17 protein-coding genes are annotated in these 21,393 nt (G+C 65.9%); 13 read left to right on the top strand and 4 right to left on the bottom strand.

Features of this window, described 5'->3' with window-relative positions; translation table 11 throughout:
- Positions 1-58 precede the first annotated feature (58 nt).
- The 4 genes from E4O92_RS23320 to murQ form a co-directional block, all read right to left on the bottom strand.
- On the bottom strand, positions 59-1,591 hold the full coding sequence (locus E4O92_RS23320; RefSeq protein WP_229483690.1) for a glycoside hydrolase family 10-like protein: 1,533 nt from the start codon (positions 1,589-1,591) through the stop codon (positions 59-61).
- Between the two features lie 73 nt (positions 1,592-1,664).
- Positions 1,665-2,807 (bottom strand): acyltransferase family protein, encoded by a 1,143-nt coding sequence (locus tag E4O92_RS23315; protein WP_135192030.1) that lies wholly within the window; start codon positions 2,805-2,807, stop codon positions 1,665-1,667.
- Positions 2,808-2,912: 105 nt separating this feature from the next.
- Positions 2,913-4,232, bottom strand: a complete 1,320-nt coding sequence (locus E4O92_RS23310) for an MFS transporter (RefSeq protein ID WP_135192029.1) — start codon at positions 4,230-4,232, stop codon at positions 2,913-2,915.
- Positions 4,233-4,366: 134 nt separating this feature from the next.
- Positions 4,367-5,248: an N-acetylmuramic acid 6-phosphate etherase gene (murQ, locus tag E4O92_RS23305; RefSeq protein WP_135192028.1), complete on the bottom strand. Its 882-nt coding sequence runs from the start codon at positions 5,246-5,248 to the stop codon at positions 4,367-4,369.
- Between the two features lie 329 nt (positions 5,249-5,577).
- On the opposite strand from murQ, the gene E4O92_RS23300 reads away from it, so the two are divergent.
- The 13 genes from E4O92_RS23300 (at position 5,578) to E4O92_RS23240 (ending at position 21,373) form a co-directional block, all read left to right on the top strand.
- A complete protein-coding gene (locus tag E4O92_RS23300; RefSeq protein ID WP_135192027.1) occupies positions 5,578-6,942 on the top strand; it encodes a serine hydrolase domain-containing protein in 1,365 nt (454 codons plus the stop codon).
- Positions 6,943-7,054: 112 nt separating this feature from the next.
- Entirely contained in the window at positions 7,055-8,287 is a 1,233-nt protein-coding gene (locus tag E4O92_RS23295; protein ID WP_135192026.1) for a D-amino acid dehydrogenase, read from the top strand.
- Between the two features lie 93 nt (positions 8,288-8,380).
- Positions 8,381-8,821 carry a YchJ family protein gene (locus E4O92_RS23290; RefSeq protein ID WP_135192025.1) on the top strand — a complete coding sequence of 147 codons (441 nt, stop codon included), beginning with the start codon at positions 8,381-8,383 and terminating at the stop codon, positions 8,819-8,821.
- Between the two features lie 16 nt (positions 8,822-8,837).
- Positions 8,838-10,445, top strand: a complete 1,608-nt coding sequence (locus tag E4O92_RS23285) for a carboxyl transferase domain-containing protein (RefSeq protein ID WP_135192024.1) — start codon at positions 8,838-8,840, stop codon at positions 10,443-10,445.
- A gap of 10 nt (positions 10,446-10,455) precedes the next feature.
- On the top strand, positions 10,456-11,244 hold the full coding sequence (locus tag E4O92_RS23280) for an enoyl-CoA hydratase/isomerase family protein (protein WP_135192023.1): 789 nt from the start codon (positions 10,456-10,458) through the stop codon (positions 11,242-11,244).
- Positions 11,245-11,262: 18 nt separating this feature from the next.
- Positions 11,263-12,603, top strand: a complete 1,341-nt coding sequence (gene bioA / locus E4O92_RS23275) for an adenosylmethionine--8-amino-7-oxononanoate transaminase (protein ID WP_135192022.1) — start codon at positions 11,263-11,265, stop codon at positions 12,601-12,603.
- Between the two features lie 4 nt (positions 12,604-12,607).
- A complete protein-coding gene (gene bioF / locus E4O92_RS23270) occupies positions 12,608-13,789 on the top strand; it encodes an 8-amino-7-oxononanoate synthase (protein WP_135192021.1) in 1,182 nt (393 codons plus the stop codon).
- 1 nt (position 13,790) lies between these two features.
- Entirely contained in the window at positions 13,791-14,603 is an 813-nt protein-coding gene (gene bioD / locus E4O92_RS23265; RefSeq protein WP_135192020.1) for a dethiobiotin synthase, read from the top strand.
- A gap of 19 nt (positions 14,604-14,622) precedes the next feature.
- Positions 14,623-15,657 carry a biotin synthase BioB gene (gene bioB, locus E4O92_RS23260; RefSeq protein WP_135192019.1) on the top strand — a complete coding sequence of 345 codons (1,035 nt, stop codon included), beginning with the start codon at positions 14,623-14,625 and terminating at the stop codon, positions 15,655-15,657.
- Between the two features lie 122 nt (positions 15,658-15,779).
- Positions 15,780-17,807, top strand: a complete 2,028-nt coding sequence (locus E4O92_RS23255) for an acetyl-CoA carboxylase biotin carboxylase subunit (protein WP_135192018.1) — start codon at positions 15,780-15,782, stop codon at positions 17,805-17,807.
- A gap of 3 nt (positions 17,808-17,810) precedes the next feature.
- Complete coding sequence (locus E4O92_RS23250; protein WP_135192017.1) at positions 17,811-18,740, top strand: 2-hydroxyacid dehydrogenase; 930 nt, start codon at positions 17,811-17,813, stop codon at positions 18,738-18,740.
- A gap of 1 nt (position 18,741) precedes the next feature.
- Entirely contained in the window at positions 18,742-19,653 is a 912-nt protein-coding gene (locus E4O92_RS23245) for a hydroxymethylglutaryl-CoA lyase (protein WP_135192016.1), read from the top strand.
- 250 nt (positions 19,654-19,903) lie between these two features.
- The gene (locus tag E4O92_RS23240; RefSeq protein WP_167759867.1) at positions 19,904-21,373 is read left to right on the top strand and encodes a glycosyltransferase family 39 protein; all 1,470 of its coding nucleotides are present in this window, start codon (positions 19,904-19,906) and stop codon (positions 21,371-21,373) included.
- The last annotated feature ends 20 nt before the right edge of the window (positions 21,374-21,393 follow it).

The raw sequence follows: 21,393 nt of genomic DNA, 5'->3' as shown, positions 1-21,393 counted from the left end.
GCCTACTCAGGTCAGGACGCTGCACGTCCGTACAGTGCTTTCTTTCACGTTACGAAAATCAGCTCTTGCGCCACACCTGCACGCGTTCACCCTCGTTGCCAAGCCGGTCGACCGCGCTGACCACCACCACGTCCGCGGCGCCCAGTTTGACGTCATCCGGCACCGACCAATCCCCGCGCGACGCCGGCGCCACTTCGAAACGCCACTCGTCGCCAAAGCGCGACCAGATCGCGTACAGCGCATTGCCCTTGCCCGCGGTGAGCTTCAGCTTGACCGCGCCAGACTTGTGCGCCGCACTGACCACAGGCTTGCCCGGCCCCTCCTTGCCCAGCCATGGCGTGGCCGGCACCAGGGCCGCAGCGCTGTAACTGCTCGCGCGCAGCTGGTCGACAATGCCGCCCCGGTTTTGCATCAGCACCGCCATCGAGAAGTGTACGTGCCCCCCGGCGGCCGGCCGCGCGCGGGTCACGCTGATCTGCTGCACGATCTCCTGCGGGGCGTATTCCTTGCTCGGCGCGCCGATCCTGCTCGTGTACATCCCGGGCCACATGTGGCGGCCCTTGGTGTTCTGCCCGATCCAGTAGTCCAGCAGCACGTCGTACGCCTGCGCAGTCTGCGAAATCGGCCAGTACAGCTGCGGCGTAAAGTAGTCGACCCAACCGTTCTGCAGCCAGGTCTCGGCATCCGCATACAGCTTGTCGTATTGCGAGAAGCCGGAAATGCCGGGCGGACGGCGATCCGGGCGGCCCAGGCCGAACGGGCTGATGCCAAAGCGTACCCAGTTCTTTTCGCGGTGGATCCCCTGGTACATCGCCTCGATCAGCTTGTTCACGTTCTGGCGCCGCCACGCGGCGCGATCGAGCGTGCCGCCGCTGGCCACGTAGCGCTGCCACGACGGCTGGTCAGGAAAGTCCAGCTCTCCCTTGGCCTGCTTGCCCTCCAGCGCCGCTCCTTCCGAGTTGACGGCGCTTGGCGCCTCGATCGGGTACGGATAGAAGTAGTCGTCGATGTGCACGCCGTCGATGTCGTAGCGGCGCACCACATCCAGCACCACGTCCAGCGTCTGCTTGACTGCGGACTCTTCGCCCGGGTCCATCCACAGGTACTGGCCGTATGTTTTCACAGCCGCCGGGTTGGTGCGCGAGATGTGGTTCGGCGCGGCGGCGGATTTGGCGCCGTTGTGGCGCGCGCGGTACGGGTTGAACCAGGCGTGCAGTTCCAGCCCGCGCGCGTGCGCCTCGGTGACCCAGAACTTGAGCGGGTCGTACCACGGCTGCGGCGCCTTGCCCTGGGTGCCGGTCAGGTATTCCGACCACGGCTCGATGGTCGAAGCGTAGATCGCATCGGCGCTCGGGCGCACCTGCAGCACGATCGCGTTCAGGTTCATCGCGCGGGCCTTGTCGAGGATCGCCAGCGCCTCGGCCTGCTGCTGGGCGGCGGAGAGATTCTGCCTGCTCGGCCAGTCGATGTTGGCCACGGTCGATACCCAGGCGGCGCGAAATTCGCGCGGGGCGGGCGGCGGATTGTCGCCGGCGGCGCCAACAGCCTGGCCCGGCTTGGTCGTGGAGCAGCTGGCCAAGAGGCCACTCATTGCCAGCGCACTGGCGACTCCCGCAAGCGCGAATGCGCGTCGTTTGATATCTGGTTGCAAACGAATTCCTTCCCTAAACTTTGACAAACCACTGCCTGCGCCACATGAACCAGGCGATGGCGAACATGACAGCGTTAAACAGCAGCGCATACAGCAACGACGTATTCACTTCCCCGATCGGCAGCGCACGGATGGGCGCGTACAGCATTTTGCCGAGCGAAACCTGGCTGCCGTCCGGCTGGGCGAACTTGATGTAACCGAACATCTTGGCAATGAACCCGGACAGCGCGAACACGAACAACGCATTCATGCCGTAGATGACGAACGGCTTGCTCCAGCGCGCGGCGGCTGCGCGCACCGCAGGGTGCGGATTGACGTCAAGCAGCCAGAAAAACCCGGAGAACACGACCAGCGCCCAGCCCGTCATCAGCAGGCAATAAGACGGTGTCCACAGGCTCTTGTTGATCGGCATGAGAATGGTATCGAAAATCACGCCGAGCCACAGGAACAGCAAACCGGCAAGCAACATCCACACGATCTGTTCGGTGCGCGAAAACCGCGACCGCAGCCACCGGCCAGTCAAAACGCCAAACAGCTGGCTGGCCAGGGCAGGCAGGGTGCTGATCAGCCCTTCCGGATCCCAGGTCTTTGACTGGACCCAGAGGTGACCGTTCAATAAGCTGCGGTCGACATAGGCGCCGAAATCCATGCCGGGCTGGAGAATGCCGGCGCCGATGCCGGGCACGGGGACCAGCAATTGCAGCGCGCTGTACACGGCAAACAGCGCGGCGATGATCGCAAGCTGGGCGCGCCAGCCGCAGTAGACGACGATCGGCGCCGCCAGCAGCGTGCACAATGCAATACGCTGCAGCACGCCGGGAATGCGCACCCTATCGAAGTTGAAATAGGGGATCAGGTTGAGCAAAAAGCCGATCAAGAAGATCAGCAGCGCGCGCTTGGCCAGCTTGGCGAGCAGGCGTGGCTTGTCGGCGCCGGCGGCCGCCAGGCGCCCCAGCGACAGCGCCATCGAGACCCCGCCGATGAACAGGAAGAACGGAAAGATGCAGTCGGTGAACGTCCAGCCGTGCCACTTGGCGTGCTCGAGCTGGGAATAGAGATTGCCCCAGTCGCCCGGGTTATTCACCAGCACCATCGCGGCGATGGTAAAGCCGCGGAAGGCGTCAAGCGAGGTCAAACGGCCGGCGGTGGCGGTCATAGGTAGCGTCTTCTCCTGTTCTTTTTTGTATTCATGACGATGCGCCAACTCGTCACGCGCTCAAGCAGGTTCCCGCCCGGCCAGCGCCGGGCACGGAACCATGTTTCACTGCTGGCTATCCTTGACGGCCAGCTTTTCATGCCTTGCCGCCGGCTCTTCCTGTTTTTTGCCGAACAACGGATCGATCTTCACCAGCGCGGCCATGATGAAGGCCGGGATGGTCGAAATGCAGACCCAGACGAAGAAGTGCTTGTAGCCGATGTGTTCCTGGATGTCGCCGCTGTACATCCCCGGCACCATCATCCCCAGCGCCATCAGGCCGGTGCAGATCGCGTAGTGCGCGGTCTTGTGCTCGCCCTCGGAGATCATGATCATGTACAGCATCATCGCCGTGAAGCCGAAGCCGTAGCCGAACTGCTCCAGCGCGAGGAAGCTTGAAACCAGGTAGAAGTTCTGCGGCTGCGCATGCGACAGGTAGACGAACACCAGGTCTGGCAGGTGCACCGCAAACACCATCAGCCACAGGCAGCGCTTCAGGCCCCAGCGCGAGATCAGGTAGCCGCCGGCCAGGCCGCCCAGGGTCAGCGACATCACGCCGATGGTGCCGTACGCAATGCCGACCTCCTTCGTGCTCATGCCCAGCCCGCCTTTGGCCAGCGGGTCCATCAGGAACGGCGAGACCAGCTTGAGCAGCTGCGACTCGCCCAGGCGGAAGGTCAGGATGAAGCCGAGGATCAGCCAGATGTCGCGCTTCTTGAAGAACGAGACGAAGGTGTCGATAAAGTCCCGCATCGGGTTGGCGCCGGCCGGCGCCGCATGGTCGGCGGCAGGCTTGGGCATCACCAGCTGGTGCCATGTGCACAACACACCGAACAGCGCGGCGACGACGAAGAACACGATGGTCCAGGCCCGGTGCACGTCACCGAGCGACGTGGCCAGCGAGCCGGCCAGGTACACCAGCGCGCCCTGCGCGGTGATCGAGGCAAGCCGGAAGAAGGTGCTGCGCACGCCGACGAAAGCGGCCTGCTCGTGCTGGCGCAGGCCGAGCATGTAAAAACCGTCGGCCGCAATGTCGTGGGTGGCCGAGGAAAACGCGATCACCCACAGCACCGCGAGCGTCACCGCAAAGTAGTTCGGCAGGTGCATGGCAAGCGCGGTCAGGACGAATCCGACCGACACCACCAGCTGCATCAGCACCGTCCAGCGGCGCTTGGTGCCGAACATGTCGACCAGCGGCGACCACAGGGGCTTGATCACCCACGGCAGGTACAGAAGGCTGGTGTAATAGGTGATGTCGCTGTTGGCGATTCCCATGTCCTTGTACATGATGACCGAGAGGGTCAACACGGTCCAATAGGGAATCGCCTGGCCGAAGTACAGGGAGGGCACCCACAGCCACGGGGTACGGTTTGGCGTCGCTTGCATAACTCTTTCGTGGTTGGACTCAGTGTGCCGCGCGAACAAGACCGGGCCGCTACGCGTCGTTCCCGCGCAGGCGGGAACCCATGCTGAGCGTCATTTCACGCTGCCTATGGGTTCCCGCCTGCGCGGGAACGACGTTATGCGCCCAAGGCCCGGCGCACGCTGCCGCGCGCCGACTCCAGCAAGGCTTTGGCCTGCTCGACACTGACGTTCTTGGACAAGGCCACGATCGCGACCTTGACGTGGAATCCGCACTGCTCCAGCATGGCGCGCGCGGCGGCCTCGTCGGCGCCGGTGGCAAAGATGGTCAGGCGGACCGCGCGGCGCACGAGCTTGGCATTGGTCGCCTTGAAGTCTACCATCAGGTTGCCATAAACCTTGTTCAATCGCACCATCAACGCGCTGGAAAATGTGTTCAGCGCGATCTTTTGCGAGGTGCCCGCCTTCAGGCGCGTGGAGCCGGAGATCACCTCCGAGCCGGTGTCCAGGATGATTCCGATCTCGGCCTCGGCCGCGACGGGCGCGTCGGCATTGTTGGCAAAGCCGATCGTCAGTGCCCCCGCCGCGCGCGCTTCGCGTAGCGCGCCCAGCACGTACGGGGTGGCGCCGGAAGCGGCGATCAGCAGCACCACGTCGTCCTTGCCCACATTGACCGAACGGACATCAGCCGCGCCCTGCTGGGCATCGTCCTCGGCGCCTTCCACCGCAACGTACATGGCGGACGCGCCGCCGGCCAGCAGCGCCACCGCGCGTTCGTGCGGCCACGAGAAGGTCGGGTACAGTTCCACGCTGTCGAGCACACCCAGGCGGCCCGAAGTCCCCGCACCGGCGTAGATCAGGCGCCCGCCCCCCTCCATCCGCGGCAGCGCGGCCTCGACGGCGGCGGCGATATGCGGCGCGGCGGCGCGCACGGCGCCCACGGCGTTGATCTGGTCGTCCGCGAACACGTTCACCAGATCCACGGTTGGGTACTGGTCAAGTTGCGCGTGGTTCTGCGCAGGGGTTTCGGTTTTCAGCATCGCTTTCTTATGTCGGATTATTCGATGGGACCAGTGTAATACCAATTTGCCCATCCTTCTTATGAAAGGATCGGCCGTCGTTATACCGTAAAGTTATGCGCCGCCCAAGGCTATTCATTGGCCCGGCGTTAAGTAGGCCCGTATGCTGGTCCGATCCGAGAGAATTAAAAAGTAGCGTAGGGTGCGCACCTGTGCGCACGCGGTTCGCGAACGCGGCGTAACAAAGCAGCAGCCGCGAGCCAGCATATGGTGACCGCGTGCGCACAGGTGCGCACCCTACGCCTTACCGCTGACAGCGCCTAAATAAACCAACAAAAAAGGGACCGGACATGAAACAGGGCAGGCGAACAATGCTGGGACTGGCGCTGCTGGGCACGATCAACCCGCTGCTTGCGGCGCCGAAGCGCCCTGCCGCTGCTTCCCCGCTGCCACCTGGCGTGGCGCGCCAGCTCGATGCGGAACTGGCCGCGATCGCCGCCGACCCAGCCTGCCAGCTCGCCAGCCTGTCGGTGCTGGCGATCCGCAATGGCAAAATCTGCTACGAACAGCAATTCGGCCAGCGCGTGATCGGCCAGGATGGCGCTCCCGGCAAGCCGGTCGACCGCAACACCCTGTTCCGGATCGCGTCGATTTCCAAGATGATGACCACGCTGGGCCTGATGCGGCTGGTCGAAGATGGCAAGCTCAATCTTGACGCCGACGTCTCCGATTACCTTGGTTTCACGCTGCGCAATCCGCACTTCCCTGAGCGCCCGATCACCCTGCGCACGCTGCTCACGCACCGTTCCTCGCTGCGCGACGATGCCGGCTATTCCTACCCGGCCGCTACCGCGCTCAAGGACGTGCTGGTGCCGGGCAGCCGCCTGTACGGCGAGGGCGGCATGTGGGCGGCCAACGCCGGCCCGGGCGACTATTTCACGTATTGCAACCTGGGCTGGGGCGTGATCGGCACCGTGATGGAACGCGTGACCGGCGAGCGCTTCGACCGCCTGATGAAGCGCCTGCTGCTCGACCCGCTTGGCCTGCAAGGCGGGTACAACCCGGCCGATCTGCCGCCGCCGGTGCTGGCCAACGTCGCCACGCTGTACCGCAAGCGCACCACCGACACCGAAATCTGGGACCCGAACGGGCCGTGGATCGCGCAGGCCGACGACTATTCGAACAAGCCGGTGCAGCAGCCGCCCGGGATCGAAAACTACGTCATCGGCGCCAACGCCACGCCATTCAGCCCCACGGGAGGACTGCGCATCAGCGCGCACGACATGGGCGTGATCATGCTGATGATGATGAACGGCGGCGTGCACAACGGCCGCCGCGTCTTGAAACAGGCGACGCTGGACCAGATGTTTACCCGCCAGTGGACCTACGACGGCACGGGCGGCAACGGCGACTCGCTGGACGGCCTGTTCAACTGCTGGGGCCTGGGCAACGAGCAGTTCCCGGATGATCCGTCGAACGGAACGCGCATCGTCGAGGGCGGCGGCTTTGCCGCGGTAGGCCACTTGGGCGACGCCTACGGGTTGATGTCGGTGTTCGCGGCCGATCTAAAAAACCGCAACGGCATGATCGCGCTGGTCGGCGGCACTTCGACCGATCCGCAGGCGTACAAAGGTAAATACTCGGCGCTCGCGCGCTTCCAGGAGCAGATCCTGACCGGCATGTACCGGCGCGCCATCCTGATGCAAAAAGCCTGAGAGGCCGTATGCATGACCGGCGGTTATGAGGTCTCGCTCTACATTCATTAGCCGGGAACGCGGCGAGCCCCTAAGCTTTTTGCTTTATGACCAAGAATAACAGCGTGGTGGGATGCAGCAAGTAATCGTAATCGGCGGCGGCGTAGTCGGCGTGACATCAGCCTGGTGGCTTCTCGAAGCAGGTTTCGGTGTCACCCTGCTCGAACGTGCACCCCAGGTGGGCACTGGCGCGAGCTATGCCAACGGCGGCCAGCTCAGCTACCGCTATGTCTCGCCGCTGGCCGACGAAGGCGTGCCGCTCAAGGCCGTCCAGTGGCTGTTCCAGGAAAACGGCCCGCTGCGCTTTCGTCCCGAATTCGATCTGCGCCAGTGGCGCTGGCTGGGCCAGTTCCTCGCCAACTGCCGCGCGGACCTGAACCGCAAGACCACGGCCAAGCTGCTCGAACTGGGCGAACTGTCGCGCAGCGCGATGGCGCGGCTGGAACTGGCGATCCCGCTCGAAGAATTCAAATGGCGCGACGCCGGCAAACTGGTGGTGCACCGGTCGCAAAAATCATTCGACAAGGCCAGGAGCAAGGCCGGCGCCGGCCAGGTCTGGTCCGCGGCCGAATGCGTGGCCAACGAACCCGCGCTGGCGGCGGCCGGGCACCTGTTCGCCGGCGGCATCTACAACACCGGCGAAGCGGTGGCGGACTGCCACGCGTTCTGTGAAGCGCTGGCACGGCGGCTGCAATCGCACCCGCGCTTTTCCGGCTTTGTGCAGGGCCAGGCGGACCATATCATCACCGAACACGGCAAGGTCCTGGGCCTGCAGACCTCGGCCGGCTTTCTGTCGGCCGACGCCTATGTGCTGGCGGCCGGCATCCAGAGCCGCGTGCTGGCATCAAGCGCCGGCATCACGCTGCCGCTGTACCCGCTCAAGGGCTACAGCCTCACGGCGCCGATCCGGCCAAGCGACGTGGCGCCGGAAATCAGCGTGACCGACTTCGAACGCAAGGTCCTGTACGCGCGCATCGGCGACAAGCTGCGGGTGGCGGCGATGGTCGACATGGTGGGCGAAGACCTGTCGCTGAACGAAAAGCGGGTGGCCAGCCTGACGCGCCAGGTGCGCGAGACCATGCCGCGCGCAGCGGATTACAGCAGGATCGAAGCCTGGGCAGGCCTGCGCCCGGCCACGCCGAACAGCGCGCCGATCATCGGCGCCACGCCGTACAGCAACCTGTGGCTGAACGTGGGTCACGGACCGCTGGGCTTCACCTTCGCCTGTGGCACCGCCTCGCTGCTGGCCGACCTCATGCAAGGCAAGGCGCCGCCGTTTGCGCTCGACGGGCTGACGCTGCGCTAGCTGCCAGGCGTAGGGGGCGCGGCTCCTTGCCCTGCTCATTTTGGAACGACCTCTAAAAACCGGGGACCGGGGAAATGGCGGATAATTGCCGCCATGCCTACTCGCCCCAAGACTTCCGACGCCTGCCCCTGCGGCGGCCCGTCGCTCGCCACCTGTTGCGGCCCATATGTTGCCGGTGAAGCAATCCCGCCCACGGCCGAAGCCCTGATGCGCTCGCGTTACACGGCTTACGTGCTGAAAAACGAGCCGTATCTGCTTGCAACGTGGCATCCGAGCACCCGTCCCACCGAGCCAGTAATTGATCAGAATGAAAAAATCCAGTGGCTCGGGCTTAAGATAGAATCTGCTTTACGTTTACGTCAACGTAAAGCAGAATTGCCGGAACCACCAGATAGTGACACCGTCGAATTCGTCGCCCGTTTCAAGGTCAACGGGCGCGCCCACCGGCTGCATGAAATCAGCCGCTTCGTGCGCGAACCCGGCCCAGATGGCGCGAATCGCTGGTTCTACCTGGACGGCAGTTTCCCCGAATAAGAAAGAGGTTACGGCAATGCCCCACATCGAGAGCAAACTCAATCCACGCGGCGACGATTTCAAGGCCAACGCCGCCGCCATGCAGCTTCTGGTCGACGACCTGCGCGCCAAGGTGGCGCAGGTGGCCAAGGGCGGCGGCGAGGCGGCTTGCGCAAAGCACGTCGCACGCGGCAAGCTGCTGCCGCGCGACCGCGTGCAAATGCTGCTCGATCCCGGCACACCCTTCCTCGAATTCTCGCAGCTGGCGGCGTTCGAGATGTACGACAATGCCGCGCCCGCAGCCGGCATCATCACCGGCATCGGCCGCGTGGCCGGCCAGGAATGCGTGATCGTCTGTAACGACGCCACCGTCAAGGGCGGCACCTACTACCCGATGACGGTCAAGAAGCACCTGCGAGCTCAAGAGATCGCCGACCAGAACAACCTGCCCTGCATCTACCTGGTGGACTCCGGCGGCGCCAACCTGCCCAACCAGGACGACGTGTTCCCCGACCGCGACCACTTCGGCCGCATCTTCTACAACCAGGCCAACTTATCCAGCAAGGGCATTCCGCAGATCGCGGTGGTGATGGGTTCGTGCACCGCGGGCGGCGCGTACGTGCCGGCGATGAGCGACGAATCGATCATCGTCAAGGAACAGGGCACGATCTTCCTCGGCGGCCCGCCGCTGGTGAAGGCCGCCACCGGCGAAGTAGTCAGCGCCGAGGACCTGGGCGGCGGCGACGTGCACACCCGCCTGTCCGGCGTGGCGGACCACCTGGCCCAGAACGACATGCACGCGCTGGCACTGGCGCGCACGATCGTCTCGAACCTGAACCGCACCAAGCCGGTCCAGGGCGCGCGCCGCGAAGTGGCCGAGCCGAAGTATGCGCCGCAAGAGCTGTACGGCGTGATCCCGGTCGACACCAGGAAGCCCTTCGACGTGCGCGAGGTGATCGCGCGCGTGGTCGACGGCAGCGAGTTCGACGAATTCAAGGCGCGCTACGGCACCACGCTAGTGTGCGGCTTCGCCCACATCTACGGCGTCAAGGTCGGCATCATCGCCAACAACGGCATCCTGTTTTCCGAGTCCGCGCTCAAGGGCACGCACTTCATCGAGCTGTGCTGCCAGCGCAAGATCCCGCTGGTCTTTTTGCAGAACATCACCGGCTTCATGGTCGGCCGCAAGTACGAAAACGAAGGCATCGCCCGCAACGGCGCCAAGATGGTCACTGCCGTGGCCACCGCCTCGGTGCCCAAGTTCACCGTGATCATCGGCGGCAGCTTCGGCGCCGGCAACTACGGCATGTGCGGCCGCGCGTTCTCGCCGCGCTTTTTGTGGATGTGGCCGAACGCGCGCATCTCCGTCATGGGCGGCGACCAGGCGGCGTCGGTGCTGGCGACCGTCAAGCGCGACGGCATCGAGGCCAAGGGCGGCACCTGGTCGCTTGATGAAGAGGCGGCGTTCAAGCAGCCGATCAAGGAACAGTACGAACACCAGGGCCACCCGTACTACGCCACCGCGCGTCTGTGGGACGATGGCGTGATCGATCCGGCCGACACGCGCATGGTGCTCGGCCTTGGCCTGTCCGCCGCGCTCAACGCGCCGATCGAAGACACCAAGTTCGGCGTCTTCCGCATGTAAGGGGCTCACCATGGACTACCAGACCCTCGACATTTCGATCACCGGCACGGTTGCCACCGTCACGCTCAACCGCCCGGACCTGCGCAACGCCTTCAACGAGCACTCGATCGCCGAACTGGCGCTGGCCTTCGATGAACTGGGCCAGAACGAGCTGGTGCGGGCGATCGTGCTGGCCGCCAACGGACCGGCCTTCTGCGCCGGCGCGGACCTGAACTGGATGAAGAAAATGGCCGGCTTCTCGCGCGACGAGAACCACGCCGACGCGCTGCGCCTGGCCGACATGCTGTACACGATTTACCGCTGCCCGCGGCCGGTGGTGGCCAAGGTGCAGGGCGACTGCTACGCCGGTGGCATGGGCCTGGTGGCCGCATGCGACATCGTGGTGGCGTCCGAGGCCGCCAACTTCTGCCTGTCCGAGGCCAAGCTGGGCCTGATCCCGGCCACCATTTCGCCGTACGTGATCAAGGCGATGGGCGAACAGGCAGCGCGCCGTTACTTCTTGAGCGCCGAGCGCTTCGACTCGCGCGAAGCCAAGCGCATGGGCCTGGCGCACGAAGTGGTGCCGCCGGAAGCGCTGGACGAAACGGTGGCGGGCATCGTGGCCACCCTGTGCAGGAACAGCCCGCACGCCGTGCGCGAAGCGAAAAAGCTGGTGCGCGACATGGCCGGCCGGGCGGTCGACGAGGCGCTCCTGGCCGACACGGCCAGCCGCATCGCCGAGATCCGCGCGTCCGACGAGGCACGCGAAGGCGTTGCGGCCTTCCTCGAAAAACGCAAGCCATCCTGGCTGGAGAATTAAGGTATTAGGAACCAGATTTTGAAGCAAGAAACATCGTCCGACTGGGTCGCACGCAGCCTGAAAAGCGTGTGGCATCCGTGCACCCAGATGCAGCACCACGAACAGGTACCGCTGATCGCCGTCAGCCGCGCCCAAGGCCCCTGGCTGTACGACCACCAGGGCCGGCGCTACCTGGACGGCATCAGCTCGTGGTGGGTCAACCTGTTCGGGCACGCCAACCCGCGCATCAACGCCGCGCTGAAAGACCAGCTCGACAAGCTCGAACACGCGATGCTGGCCGGGTTCACCCATGAGCCGGTCGTCGAACTGTCGGAGCAGCTGGCAGCCCTGACAGGCCACGCGCTGGGCCATGCGTTCTACGCGTCGGACGGCGCGTCGGCGGTCGAGATCGCGCTCAAGATGAGCTTTCACTACTGGCGCAATAGCGGCAGAGCGGACAAGCAGGAATTCGTCTGCCTGCAGGGCAGCTACCACGGCGAGACGGTTGGCGCGCTGGCGGTGACCGACGTGGCGCTGTTCAAGGACGCCTACGGCCCGCTGCTGCGCGCCTCGCACGTGGTCGCCTCGCCGGACGCGCGCGGCGCCACGGAAGGCGAAACCGAGCAGGACGTGGCACGGCGCGCGATTCAAGAGGTCGAGCAGCTGTTCGAGGAACGCGGCAACAAGATCGCCGCCATCATCGTCGAGCCGCTGGTGCAGTGCGCGACCGGCATGGCGATGCACAGCCCGCTGTACCTGAAGCTGCTGCGCGAGCTGTGCGACAAGCACCAGGTACACCTGATCCTCGACGAGATCGCGGTCGGCTGCGGACGCACCGGCACCTTCTTCGCCTGCGAGCAGGCTGCGATCTGGCCTGACTTCGTGTGCCTGTCCAAAGGTATCAGCGGCGGTTACCTGCCGCTGTCGCTGGTGCTCACCACCGGCCAGGTCTACCAGGGCTTCTACAGCCAGGATGTCACGCGCGGCTTTTTGCACTCGCACTCGTACACCGGCAACGCGCTGGCCTGCCGCGCTGCGCTGGCCACGCTGCAGATCTTCCGCGAGGACGACGTCCTGGCCCGCAACCGCGACCGCGCAGCCAAACTCGCGCAGGCACTTGCGCCGCTGGCCGGGCACGAGCGCACGCGCCACTTCCGCCAGCGCGGCATGATCCTGGCGTTCGACGCCATCGAGCCGGACCCCGAGCGCGCCGCCACCTTCTCGCGCCGCTTCTTTTCCAGCGCGGTCGAGAATGAACTGCTGCTGCGCCCGATCGGCCGCACCGTCTACCTGATGCCGCCTTACGTGCTTAACGATGACGAGATCGAAGGGCTGGCCGCGCGCACGATCAGGGTGTTCGAATCTGTGATCGCGGGTTGAAGCCATGGACCTGATCGCAAGCATCGACCGCAAGCTGGACCAGCTTGCCTCACAAAGCCTGACACGCCGGCGCCGCGTGGCCGAAACCCGCTGCGCGCCGCGCCAAGTGGTGGACGGCCGGCCCCTGCTGGCCTTCTGCAGCAACGACTACCTGGGCCTGGCGGCGCACCCGCGCGTGATCGAAGCGCTTCGCGCCGGCGCCGAACTATACGGCGCCGGCAGCGGCGCATCGCACCTGGTCAGCGGCCACAGCGCCGCACACGCGCAGTTCGAAGAGCGGGTTGCGCAGTTCGTGTCGCCGCATCTGGTGGAAGCGCGGGCGCTGTACCTGTGCACCGGCTACATGGCCAACCTGGCGGTGCTGACCGCGTTAGGTAGCGAGCCGGACGCGATGATCTTCTCCGAGGCGCTCAACCATGCTTCGCTGATCGACGGCGCGCGCCTGGCCAAAGCCGGCGTGACGGTCTACCCGCACGGCGACCTCGACACGCTGGCCTGCCAGCTCACGGCAAGCAGCGCCAGCACCAGGATCGTCGTCACCGACAGCGTGTTCTCGATGGATGGCGACCTGGCCCCCCTGCCCGGCCTGCTGGAGCTGTGCGAACGCCACGGCGCCTGGCTGGTGGTCGACGACGCGCACGGCTTCGGGGTGCTCGGCGCACACGGCCGCGGAGCGCTGGAACACTTCGCCCTGCGCTCGCCCCACCTGGTCTATATCGGCACGCTTGGCAAGGCGGCCGGAGTCGGAGGCGCGTTCGTCGCGGCGCACGCCAGCGTGATCGAGCTGATGATCCAGCGCGCCCGTCCCTACATCTACACGACCGCCGCGCCGCCCGCGCTGGCCCATGCACTGCTCGCCAGCCTTGATATCATTGGCGGTGAGGAAGGCGCGGCCCTGCGCGATCGCCTGTCGGCGCTGGTGGCGCAGCTGGACCACGAGCTCAGGCTGGAACGCTGGCAGCGCCCGGCCTCGCAAACGCCGATCCAGCCGATCATCATCGGCAGCAATGACGAGGCGCTGCGCGCGGCCGCAGCGCTGCACGAGCAGGGGCTGTGGGTGCCGGCGATCCGCCCGCCGACGGTGGCGCCAGGCACCGCGCGCCTGCGGGTGACGCTGTCGGCCGCGCACACGCACGAGGACGTCGCGCAGCTGGCCGCTGCGCTGAACAAGTTGGAAAGGACGTGAAATGAGCCTAGACGATCACGAACAACCGGGCGCCGCCAGCCCGGTGCGCATCGAACCCAGGACCGCGCCTGCTCTCGAACCGGTGCCCGAAGCGCTGGCCGCCGAGGGTGTGCCTTCGCGCTTTGCCTGCTTCGTCACCGGCACCGACACCGAGATCGGCAAGACGCTGATCTCCGCCGCGATCCTGCACAAGCTGGTGCGCGCCGGCCAGCGCGCATGCGGCATGAAGCCGGTCGCCGCGGGCGCCGAATTGCGTGACGGCGTGCTGCACAACGAGGACGCCGACATGCTGGCAGCGGCCGGGAACGTACACCTGCCGTCTTCCATCACGACGCCGTTCATGCTGCGCGAACCGTGCGCGCCGCACATCGCAGCCCGGATCGACGGCGTGCAGATCACGGCGGTGCCGATCCTGGCCGCCTATGCCGAGATCGCGGCGGCGTCCGACGCCACCGTGGTCGAGGGCGTGGGCGGCTTCCGGGTTCCGTTCACCGACAGCTTCGACAGCGCCCACCTGGCCGCGCAGCTTGGCCTGCCGGTGATCCTGGTGGTGGGCATGCGCCTTGGCTGCATCAGCCATGCGCTGCTAACGGTCGAGGCGATCGTCGCGCGCGGGCTGGTGCTGGCCGGCTGGGTCGCCAACGTCGCGGACCCGAACATGCGCTTCCTCGACGAGAATATCGAAGCGCTGGCACAGCGCATCCCGGCGCCGCTGCTGGGCCGCGTGCCGCGCCTGGAACACCCGACGGCCGCCGCGGCCGCTGAATTCATCGACCTCGCAGGCGTGCCGGGCTGGCCGTCGTCGCGAGCCTAAACACACCGAAGGAACCAAGATGTCCAACACCCAAGCCGTCTCCCTGCACCGTCCGACCGCGCCGATCAAGGAAGCTCCGAACGCCACCTGGCCGGTGGCCGACGTGCTCGCGCTGTTCGAGCTGCCGCTGCCCGAGCTGATGTTCCGCGCCCAGAGCGCGCACCGCGCCAACTTCCCGGACGGCGACGTGGAACTGGCCACGCTGCTGTCGATCAAGACCGGCGGCTGCGAAGAGGACTGCGGTTACTGCCCGCAGGCCGCGCGCTACGACACCGGCGTGGAGGCGAAGAAGATCCTGGACCTGGACACCGTGGTCGACGCCGCGCGCCAGGCCAAGGCCAACGGCGCCACGCGCTTTTGCATGGGCGCCGCCTGGCGCAGCCCGAAAGAGCGCGACATGGAAAAGGTGGAGGCGATGGTGCGCGAAGTGAAAGCGCTCGGCATGGAAACCTGCGCCACCCTAGGCATGCTGGAAGAAGGTCAGGCCGAGCAGCTGCGCGCAGCGGGTCTGGACTACTACAATCACAACATCGACACCTCGCCCGATTTCTACGAAGACGTGATCTCCACCCGTCAGTACCAGGATCGCCTCGACACACTGGGCCGGGTGCGCCAGGCTGGCCTGAAGGTGTGCTGCGGCGGCATCGTCGGCATGGGCGAAACGCGCGAGCAGCGCGCGGGCCTCATCGCGCAGCTGGCCAACCTGAACCCGTATCCGGAATCGGTGCCGATCAACCACCTGGTTCAGGTGGAAGGCACGCCGCTGCACGGCCTGCCGCCGCTCGATCCGATCGAGTTCGTGCGCACCATCGCGGTGGCGCGCATCACGATGCCGCAAGCGCGCGTGCGCCTGTCGGCCGGCCGGCGCGAGCTGGGCGAGGCGGTGCAGGCAATGTGCTTCATGGCCGGCGCCAACTCGATCTTCTATGGCGACAAGCTGCTCACGACCGACAACCCGGAAGCGAACGACGATCGTGCACTGCTGGCCAAGCTGGGCCTGTCGACTCGCTCGGCCACGCTCGAGTCGGCGCCGAAGGCCAGCTGCGGCTGCTAAAGCGTAGGGTGCACGCGGCCGGCGAGGCCCGTGCCCACGCGGACGTATGCATAGTGTTGGCATCCGCGTGGGCACGGGGTGCCCACCCTACAGGGGTAACGAAAACAACAACCGAGACAAACATGTTCACCAAAATCCTCATCGCCAACCGTGGCGAAATCGCCTGCCGTGTCGCCGCCACCGCGCGCCGCATGGGCATTCGTACCGTCGCCGTCTATTCCGAAGCCGACGCGACGGCCAAGCACGTGGCGGTGTGCGATGAGGCGGTGCTGATCGGCCCCGCCGCCGCCAAGGAAAGCTACCTGCGCGGCGACAAGATCATCGAAGTGGCCAAGGCTCTTGGCGCGCAGGCGATCCATCCCGGCTACGGCTTCTTGTCGGAGAACGCGGAATTCGCGGATGCGGTCGAAGCGGCCGGCATCGCCTTCATCGGCCCGCCGGCATCGTCGATGCGGGCGATGGGCTCGAAGTCGGCGGCCAAGCAGCTGATGGAGCACGCCAGCGTGCCGCTGGTGCCGGGCTACCACGGCGACGACCAGGACCCGGCGCTGCTGCAGCGCGAAGCCGACCGCATCGGCTACCCGGTGCTGCTCAAGGCCAGCGCCGGCGGTGGCGGCAAGGGCATGCGGGTGGTCGAACATTCGGAAGACTTCGCCGCCGCGCTCGCGTCCTGCAAGCGCGAGGCCCTCTCTTCCTTCGGGGACGACAAGGTCCTCATCGAAAAATATCTGATCCGCCCACGCCACATCGAAATCCAGGTGTTCGCGGACAGCCAGGGCAACTGCGTCTACCTGCACGAGCGCGACTGCTCGGTGCAGCGCCGCCACCAGAAGGTGCTGGAGGAGGCGCCTGCCCCCGGCATGACGCATGAGCGGCGCGCCGCGATGGGCGAAGCGGCGGTGGCCGCAGCACGCGCGGTCGGCTACGTCGGCGCGGGCACCGTGGAATTCATCGCCAACCAGGACGGCAGCTTCTACTTCATGGAGATGAACACCCGCCTGCAGGTCGAGCACCCGGTGACCGAAATGATCACCGGGCTGGATCTGGTGGAGTGGCAGCTGCGCGTGGCGGCCGGCCAGCCGCTGCCGAAACAGCAGCATGAGCTGAACCTGAACGGCCATGCGATCGAGGCGCGCGTGTACGCGGAGAATCCAGAGAAAGGCTTCCTGCCGTCAATCGGCACGCTGCGCCACATGGATACGCCAAACGCCGTCTCGTTCGAGCTGGGCGGCCTGCCCGGCGGCGATCCGGCGCCGGTGCGCATCGACTCCGGCGTGCGCGAAGGCGACACCATTACGCCGTTCTACGACCCGATGATCGCCAAGCTGATCGTCTGGGGCGCGGACCGTACGCAGGCGCTGGCGCGCATGTCGCAGGCGCTGTCCGAGTTCCGGATCGTCGGGCTGGCCACCAACATCGCCTTCCTCAAGCGGCTGGTCGAAAGCGCCGCGTTCTCAGGCGCGGACCTTGACACCGGCCTGATCGAGCGCCACGGCGATGCGCTGTTCCCGCCGCCGAAAGCGGCGCCGCTGGGCGCGCTGGCGCTGGCGGCACTCGCGCTGCTGGACGACGAACAGCCGCAGGCGGTGGCGGCCGACCCGTGGGGCAAGGCGTGCGGCTGGCGCCTCAACGGCGCCTACAAGCGCCAGCTGTCGTTCACCGACGACTATGCGGCCGGCCTTGATGCCGGGGCTTATGCCTTGGGCCTGACCTACCACCCGCACGGCTGGGTGATCGAGGCGGCCGGCGGCTCCAGCCCGCTGGCACTGGTCGCGCGCAACGACGCATGCTATTCGATCCATCTCGGCGCGGCCGCACTGCAGGGCAGTGTGTACCGCGACGGGGATATGTTCCACGTCTTCACCAATGGCCAGCATTACGCGCTGGCCTACAACGACCCGCTGTCCCATGCCGGCGAAGTCGAAACCGGCGGGGGACGCCTGACCGCGCCGATGCCGGGCAAGGTGGTCGCGGTGCTCGTATCGAACGGCCAGGAAGTAAAGAAGGGCACGCCGCTCGTCATCATGGAAGCGATGAAGATGGAGCACACGATCGCCGCGCCGGCCGACGGCGTGGTCGAGGAAGTGCTGTACCAGGTCGGCGACCAGGTGGCGGACGGCGCGCCGCTGCTGGCCTTCAAGGCGGCCTGACCGATGCGCATCCTCCTGCACCGTGGCGACGGCGTCATCGAACCGTGGATGCGCGAGTTCGCGGCCATCATGCCGCATGCGCGCAGTGTGAAGTGGAACGAAGGCGATGCCGCCCTTCCCTGCGACTACGCGGTGCTGTGGAACCCGCAGCCCGAACTGCTCGGCCAGCTCAAAGAGGTCAAGGCGATCTTCCTGATGGGCGCCGGCGTGGACGGCCTCCTCAGGTTCGGCGATGCGATACCAAGCGTGCCGCTGATCCGGCTGGGCGACGCCGGCATGGCGATCCAGATGGCCGAGTACGTGACGCATGCCGTGCTGCGCTACTTCCGCCGCTTCGACGACTACGAGCGCCAGGCACGTACCGGCTTGTGGTCGCCGCTGGCGCTGCATGACAGGGAAGAGTTTACGATCGGCGTCATGGGCCTTGGCAAACTGGGTCTGCGCGTGGTCGAGGCGATGCAGCACTTCGGCTTTCCGGTGCGGGGCTGGAGCCGCAGCGCCAAGGCGCTTGACGGCGTGCGCTGCTTTGCCGGCATGGAGGAATTCGACGAATTTTTGGCGGGATGCCGGGTGCTGGTCTCGCTGCTGCCGCTCACGCAAGAGACGACAAGCCTGCTCGACCGCCGCCGGCTGTCCCGGCTGCCCGCAGGCGCCTACCTGGTCAACGTTGCGCGCGGCGCGCAGGTGGTCGAGCCCGACCTGCTTGAGCTGATCCGTGCCGGCCACATCGCCGGCGCCACGCTGGACGTGTTCCACGACGAACCGCTGCCGCCGCAGCACCCGTTCTGGCACGAGCCGCGCATCACGATCACGCCGCACATCTCGGCGTTGACCATGCGGCTTGATGCTGTGCGCCAGATCGCCGCCAAGATCGATGCCCTCGAACAGGGCCAACCCGTCGACGACATCGTCGACCGCAACCGGGGATACTGAGATGAACAACCTGCCGAAAAAGGTCAAGATTGTCGAAGTGGGGCCGCGCGACGGCCTGCAGAACGAGAAGGAGCCGGTATCCGCCGCGGCCAAGATCGAGCTGGTCGACCGGTTGTCGCGCGCCGGCTTTGCCAATATCGAGGCGGCGGCGTTCGTCTCGCCAAAGTGGGTGCCACAGATGGCGTCCTCCTCCGAGGTCATGGCCGGCATCACGCGCCGCCCCGGCACCATCTATTCGGCGCTGGTGCCCAACCTGCAGGGCTTCGAGTCCGCGCTGGCAAGCAAGGCGGATGAAGTGGTGATCTTCGGCGCCGCATCGGAAGCGTTCTCGCAAAAGAACATCAACTGCTCGATCGCCGAATCGATCGCGCGCTTCGAGCCGGTGGCCAGGGCCGCCAAGGACCACGGCCTGCGCCTGCGCGGCAGCATCAGCACTGCGTTCGGCTGCCCGTATCAGGGCGAGGTCCCGCTTGACGCGGTGGCCGACGTGGTCAGGCGCATGCGCGATTTGGGATGCGACGAAATCGACATCGCCGACACGATCGGCGTGGCGACGCCGCGCAAGACGCAGGAGGTAATGCTGCGCGCGGCGCGCGAGTTTCCGCTCGAGTCCTTGTCCGGCCACTTCCACGACACCTACGGCCAGGCGCTGGCCAACATCTACGCCAGCCTGGAAGTGGGCGTGGCGATCTTCCACTCGTCGGTGTCGGGACTGGGCGGTTGCCCGTACGCCAAGGGCGCGACCGGCAACGTCGCCACCGAGGACGTGCTGTACATGATGAACGGGCTGGGGATCGAGACCGGCGTCGATCTTGACCAGGTGGTGGATGCGGGCCTGTTCATCTCACAACAGCTCGGGCGCAAAGGCGTGAGCCGCGCGGGTAACGCGATCGCGGCCAAACGGGCAGGTTGATTCTTTTCGAACGGCTTGCCCTGAGGCGTAGGGTGCGCACCTGTGCGCACGCGGTCACGGCATGCTGACTTGCGGCTGTTGCTTCATGACGCTGCGTTCGCGAACCGCGTGCGCACTGGTGCGCACCCTACGCCTCTGCACACGCACGTGACCGTGACTGTGCAAATCTGATTCCGTTTGACGCCGGTTGACCCCGCCGGCAGAGCTTTCGCTAGCCTTGGTCCTCGTGTCCACCACGCGGGGAGCTGACGTGACGACGCTTTCGGAACCGGTAAATGTCGGCAGCGAGCAAACCGGGAAGGCCTTCGTCCTGGCACTGGCCCTGTACTTCGCGGCCCAGGTCGTGATCCGTGTTGCCCAGCTCGACGGTCTGGAGTGGGACGAAGCGGAAAGCGTCTTCTTTGCCCAGGAAATAACGCTCGGCTACGGCAGCCAGCCGCCCCTGTACGTCTGGCTCCAATGGCTGTTCTTCGAGGTCTTCGGCACCGGCCATGTCGGATTGTCGTTGCTGAAAAACGCCCTGCTGTTCATGTTGTATGGGAGCGTGTTCGGCCTGGCCAGGCAATTGTTGGGGTCGCTGGCCGCGTCGGCCATCGCCGCTTCGCTCGTCCTGATCGTCCCGCTCGGCTGGGAAGCCCAGATGGACCGCTCCCATTCCATCCTTGCCACCGCCCTGGCCGCCGCCGCGCTGTGGACTTACTTTGCCCTCCTGCGCCAGCCTGGCACGGCCCGGCGCATGCTGCTCGGGCTGCTGCTGGGACTGGGCATGCAATCGAAGTACAACTTTGTGATCTTCCTGCTCGGCCTTGCCATGGCCAGCCTGGCCGTACCCGCCCACCGCAAGGTGATCTGGACCAGGGACATATGGATCACAATCGCGGTGGCCACGCTGTGCCTGCTGCCGCACGGGTTCTGGTTCGTCCAGCAGTTCCAGACCGCCACGCAGGACACCCTGAACAAGATGAACGACGGCAATGTTTATTCGAGCTACACCGTGAGCGTGCAGACCGGCGTAAAAAACCTGATCTACAGCATTGTGTCGTACATCACCCCGCTCTGGATCGCGCTCGTCGCCGCTTACCGCTCCCCCCGCCAGGCGCGGCCGCACCTGCACACGCCGGATGCGCGCCTGTTCCTGTGGCTGTATGTAGGCGGCCTGGCATGCATCACCGTCCTCATTTTCAGCGGGCAACTGGCGCACACCAAGAGCCGCTGGCTGCAGACCCTGCTGTTCTCGCTGCCGCTCGCCTGCTTCGTCTGGTTTCCGCCGCAACAGGCGACGGTCTATCGCCGCCTGCTAGTGTATGCGGCCGTATGTGGGGGGATGATCACGATTGTGCTGGGGCTGCGCCCGTACGTGCAGTCGGCATTCGGGCGGCATCCGCGGATCAACCAGCCGTATCCGGAATTATCAAACGAGATCGCGCGGCGCTTTCCGGGCGTCGGCACGATCGTGGTGCCAGACCGCATCGTCGGCGGCAACCTGCATATCCAGCCGCCGCATTTCCGTGTGCGGCTCCCGGGCGAACTGTGCCGGGATACGCCAGCGGGCACGGGCAAGGTCCTGGTGCTGCTGCAACCCGGCAGCAAATTCCACCCCAATGGGTGCCTTAAGGAAGTGATCGAGGCAGGACAGATGGCGGTCCGTTCAAGGGAGGTGCCGGTTGAGAGCCTGCTGTTCGATTACGCGCTCGTTCTACACGGCGCCCGGCCTCGGTGATCAAAACGACAAAAGGCCAG

The organism is Massilia horti, assembly GCF_004614195.1.
Lineage (GTDB): Bacteria > Pseudomonadota > Gammaproteobacteria > Burkholderiales > Burkholderiaceae_D > Telluria > Telluria horti.
The sequence above is the reverse complement of the archived record's forward strand: the minus strand, read 5'-3'. Positions and strand labels throughout refer to the sequence as shown.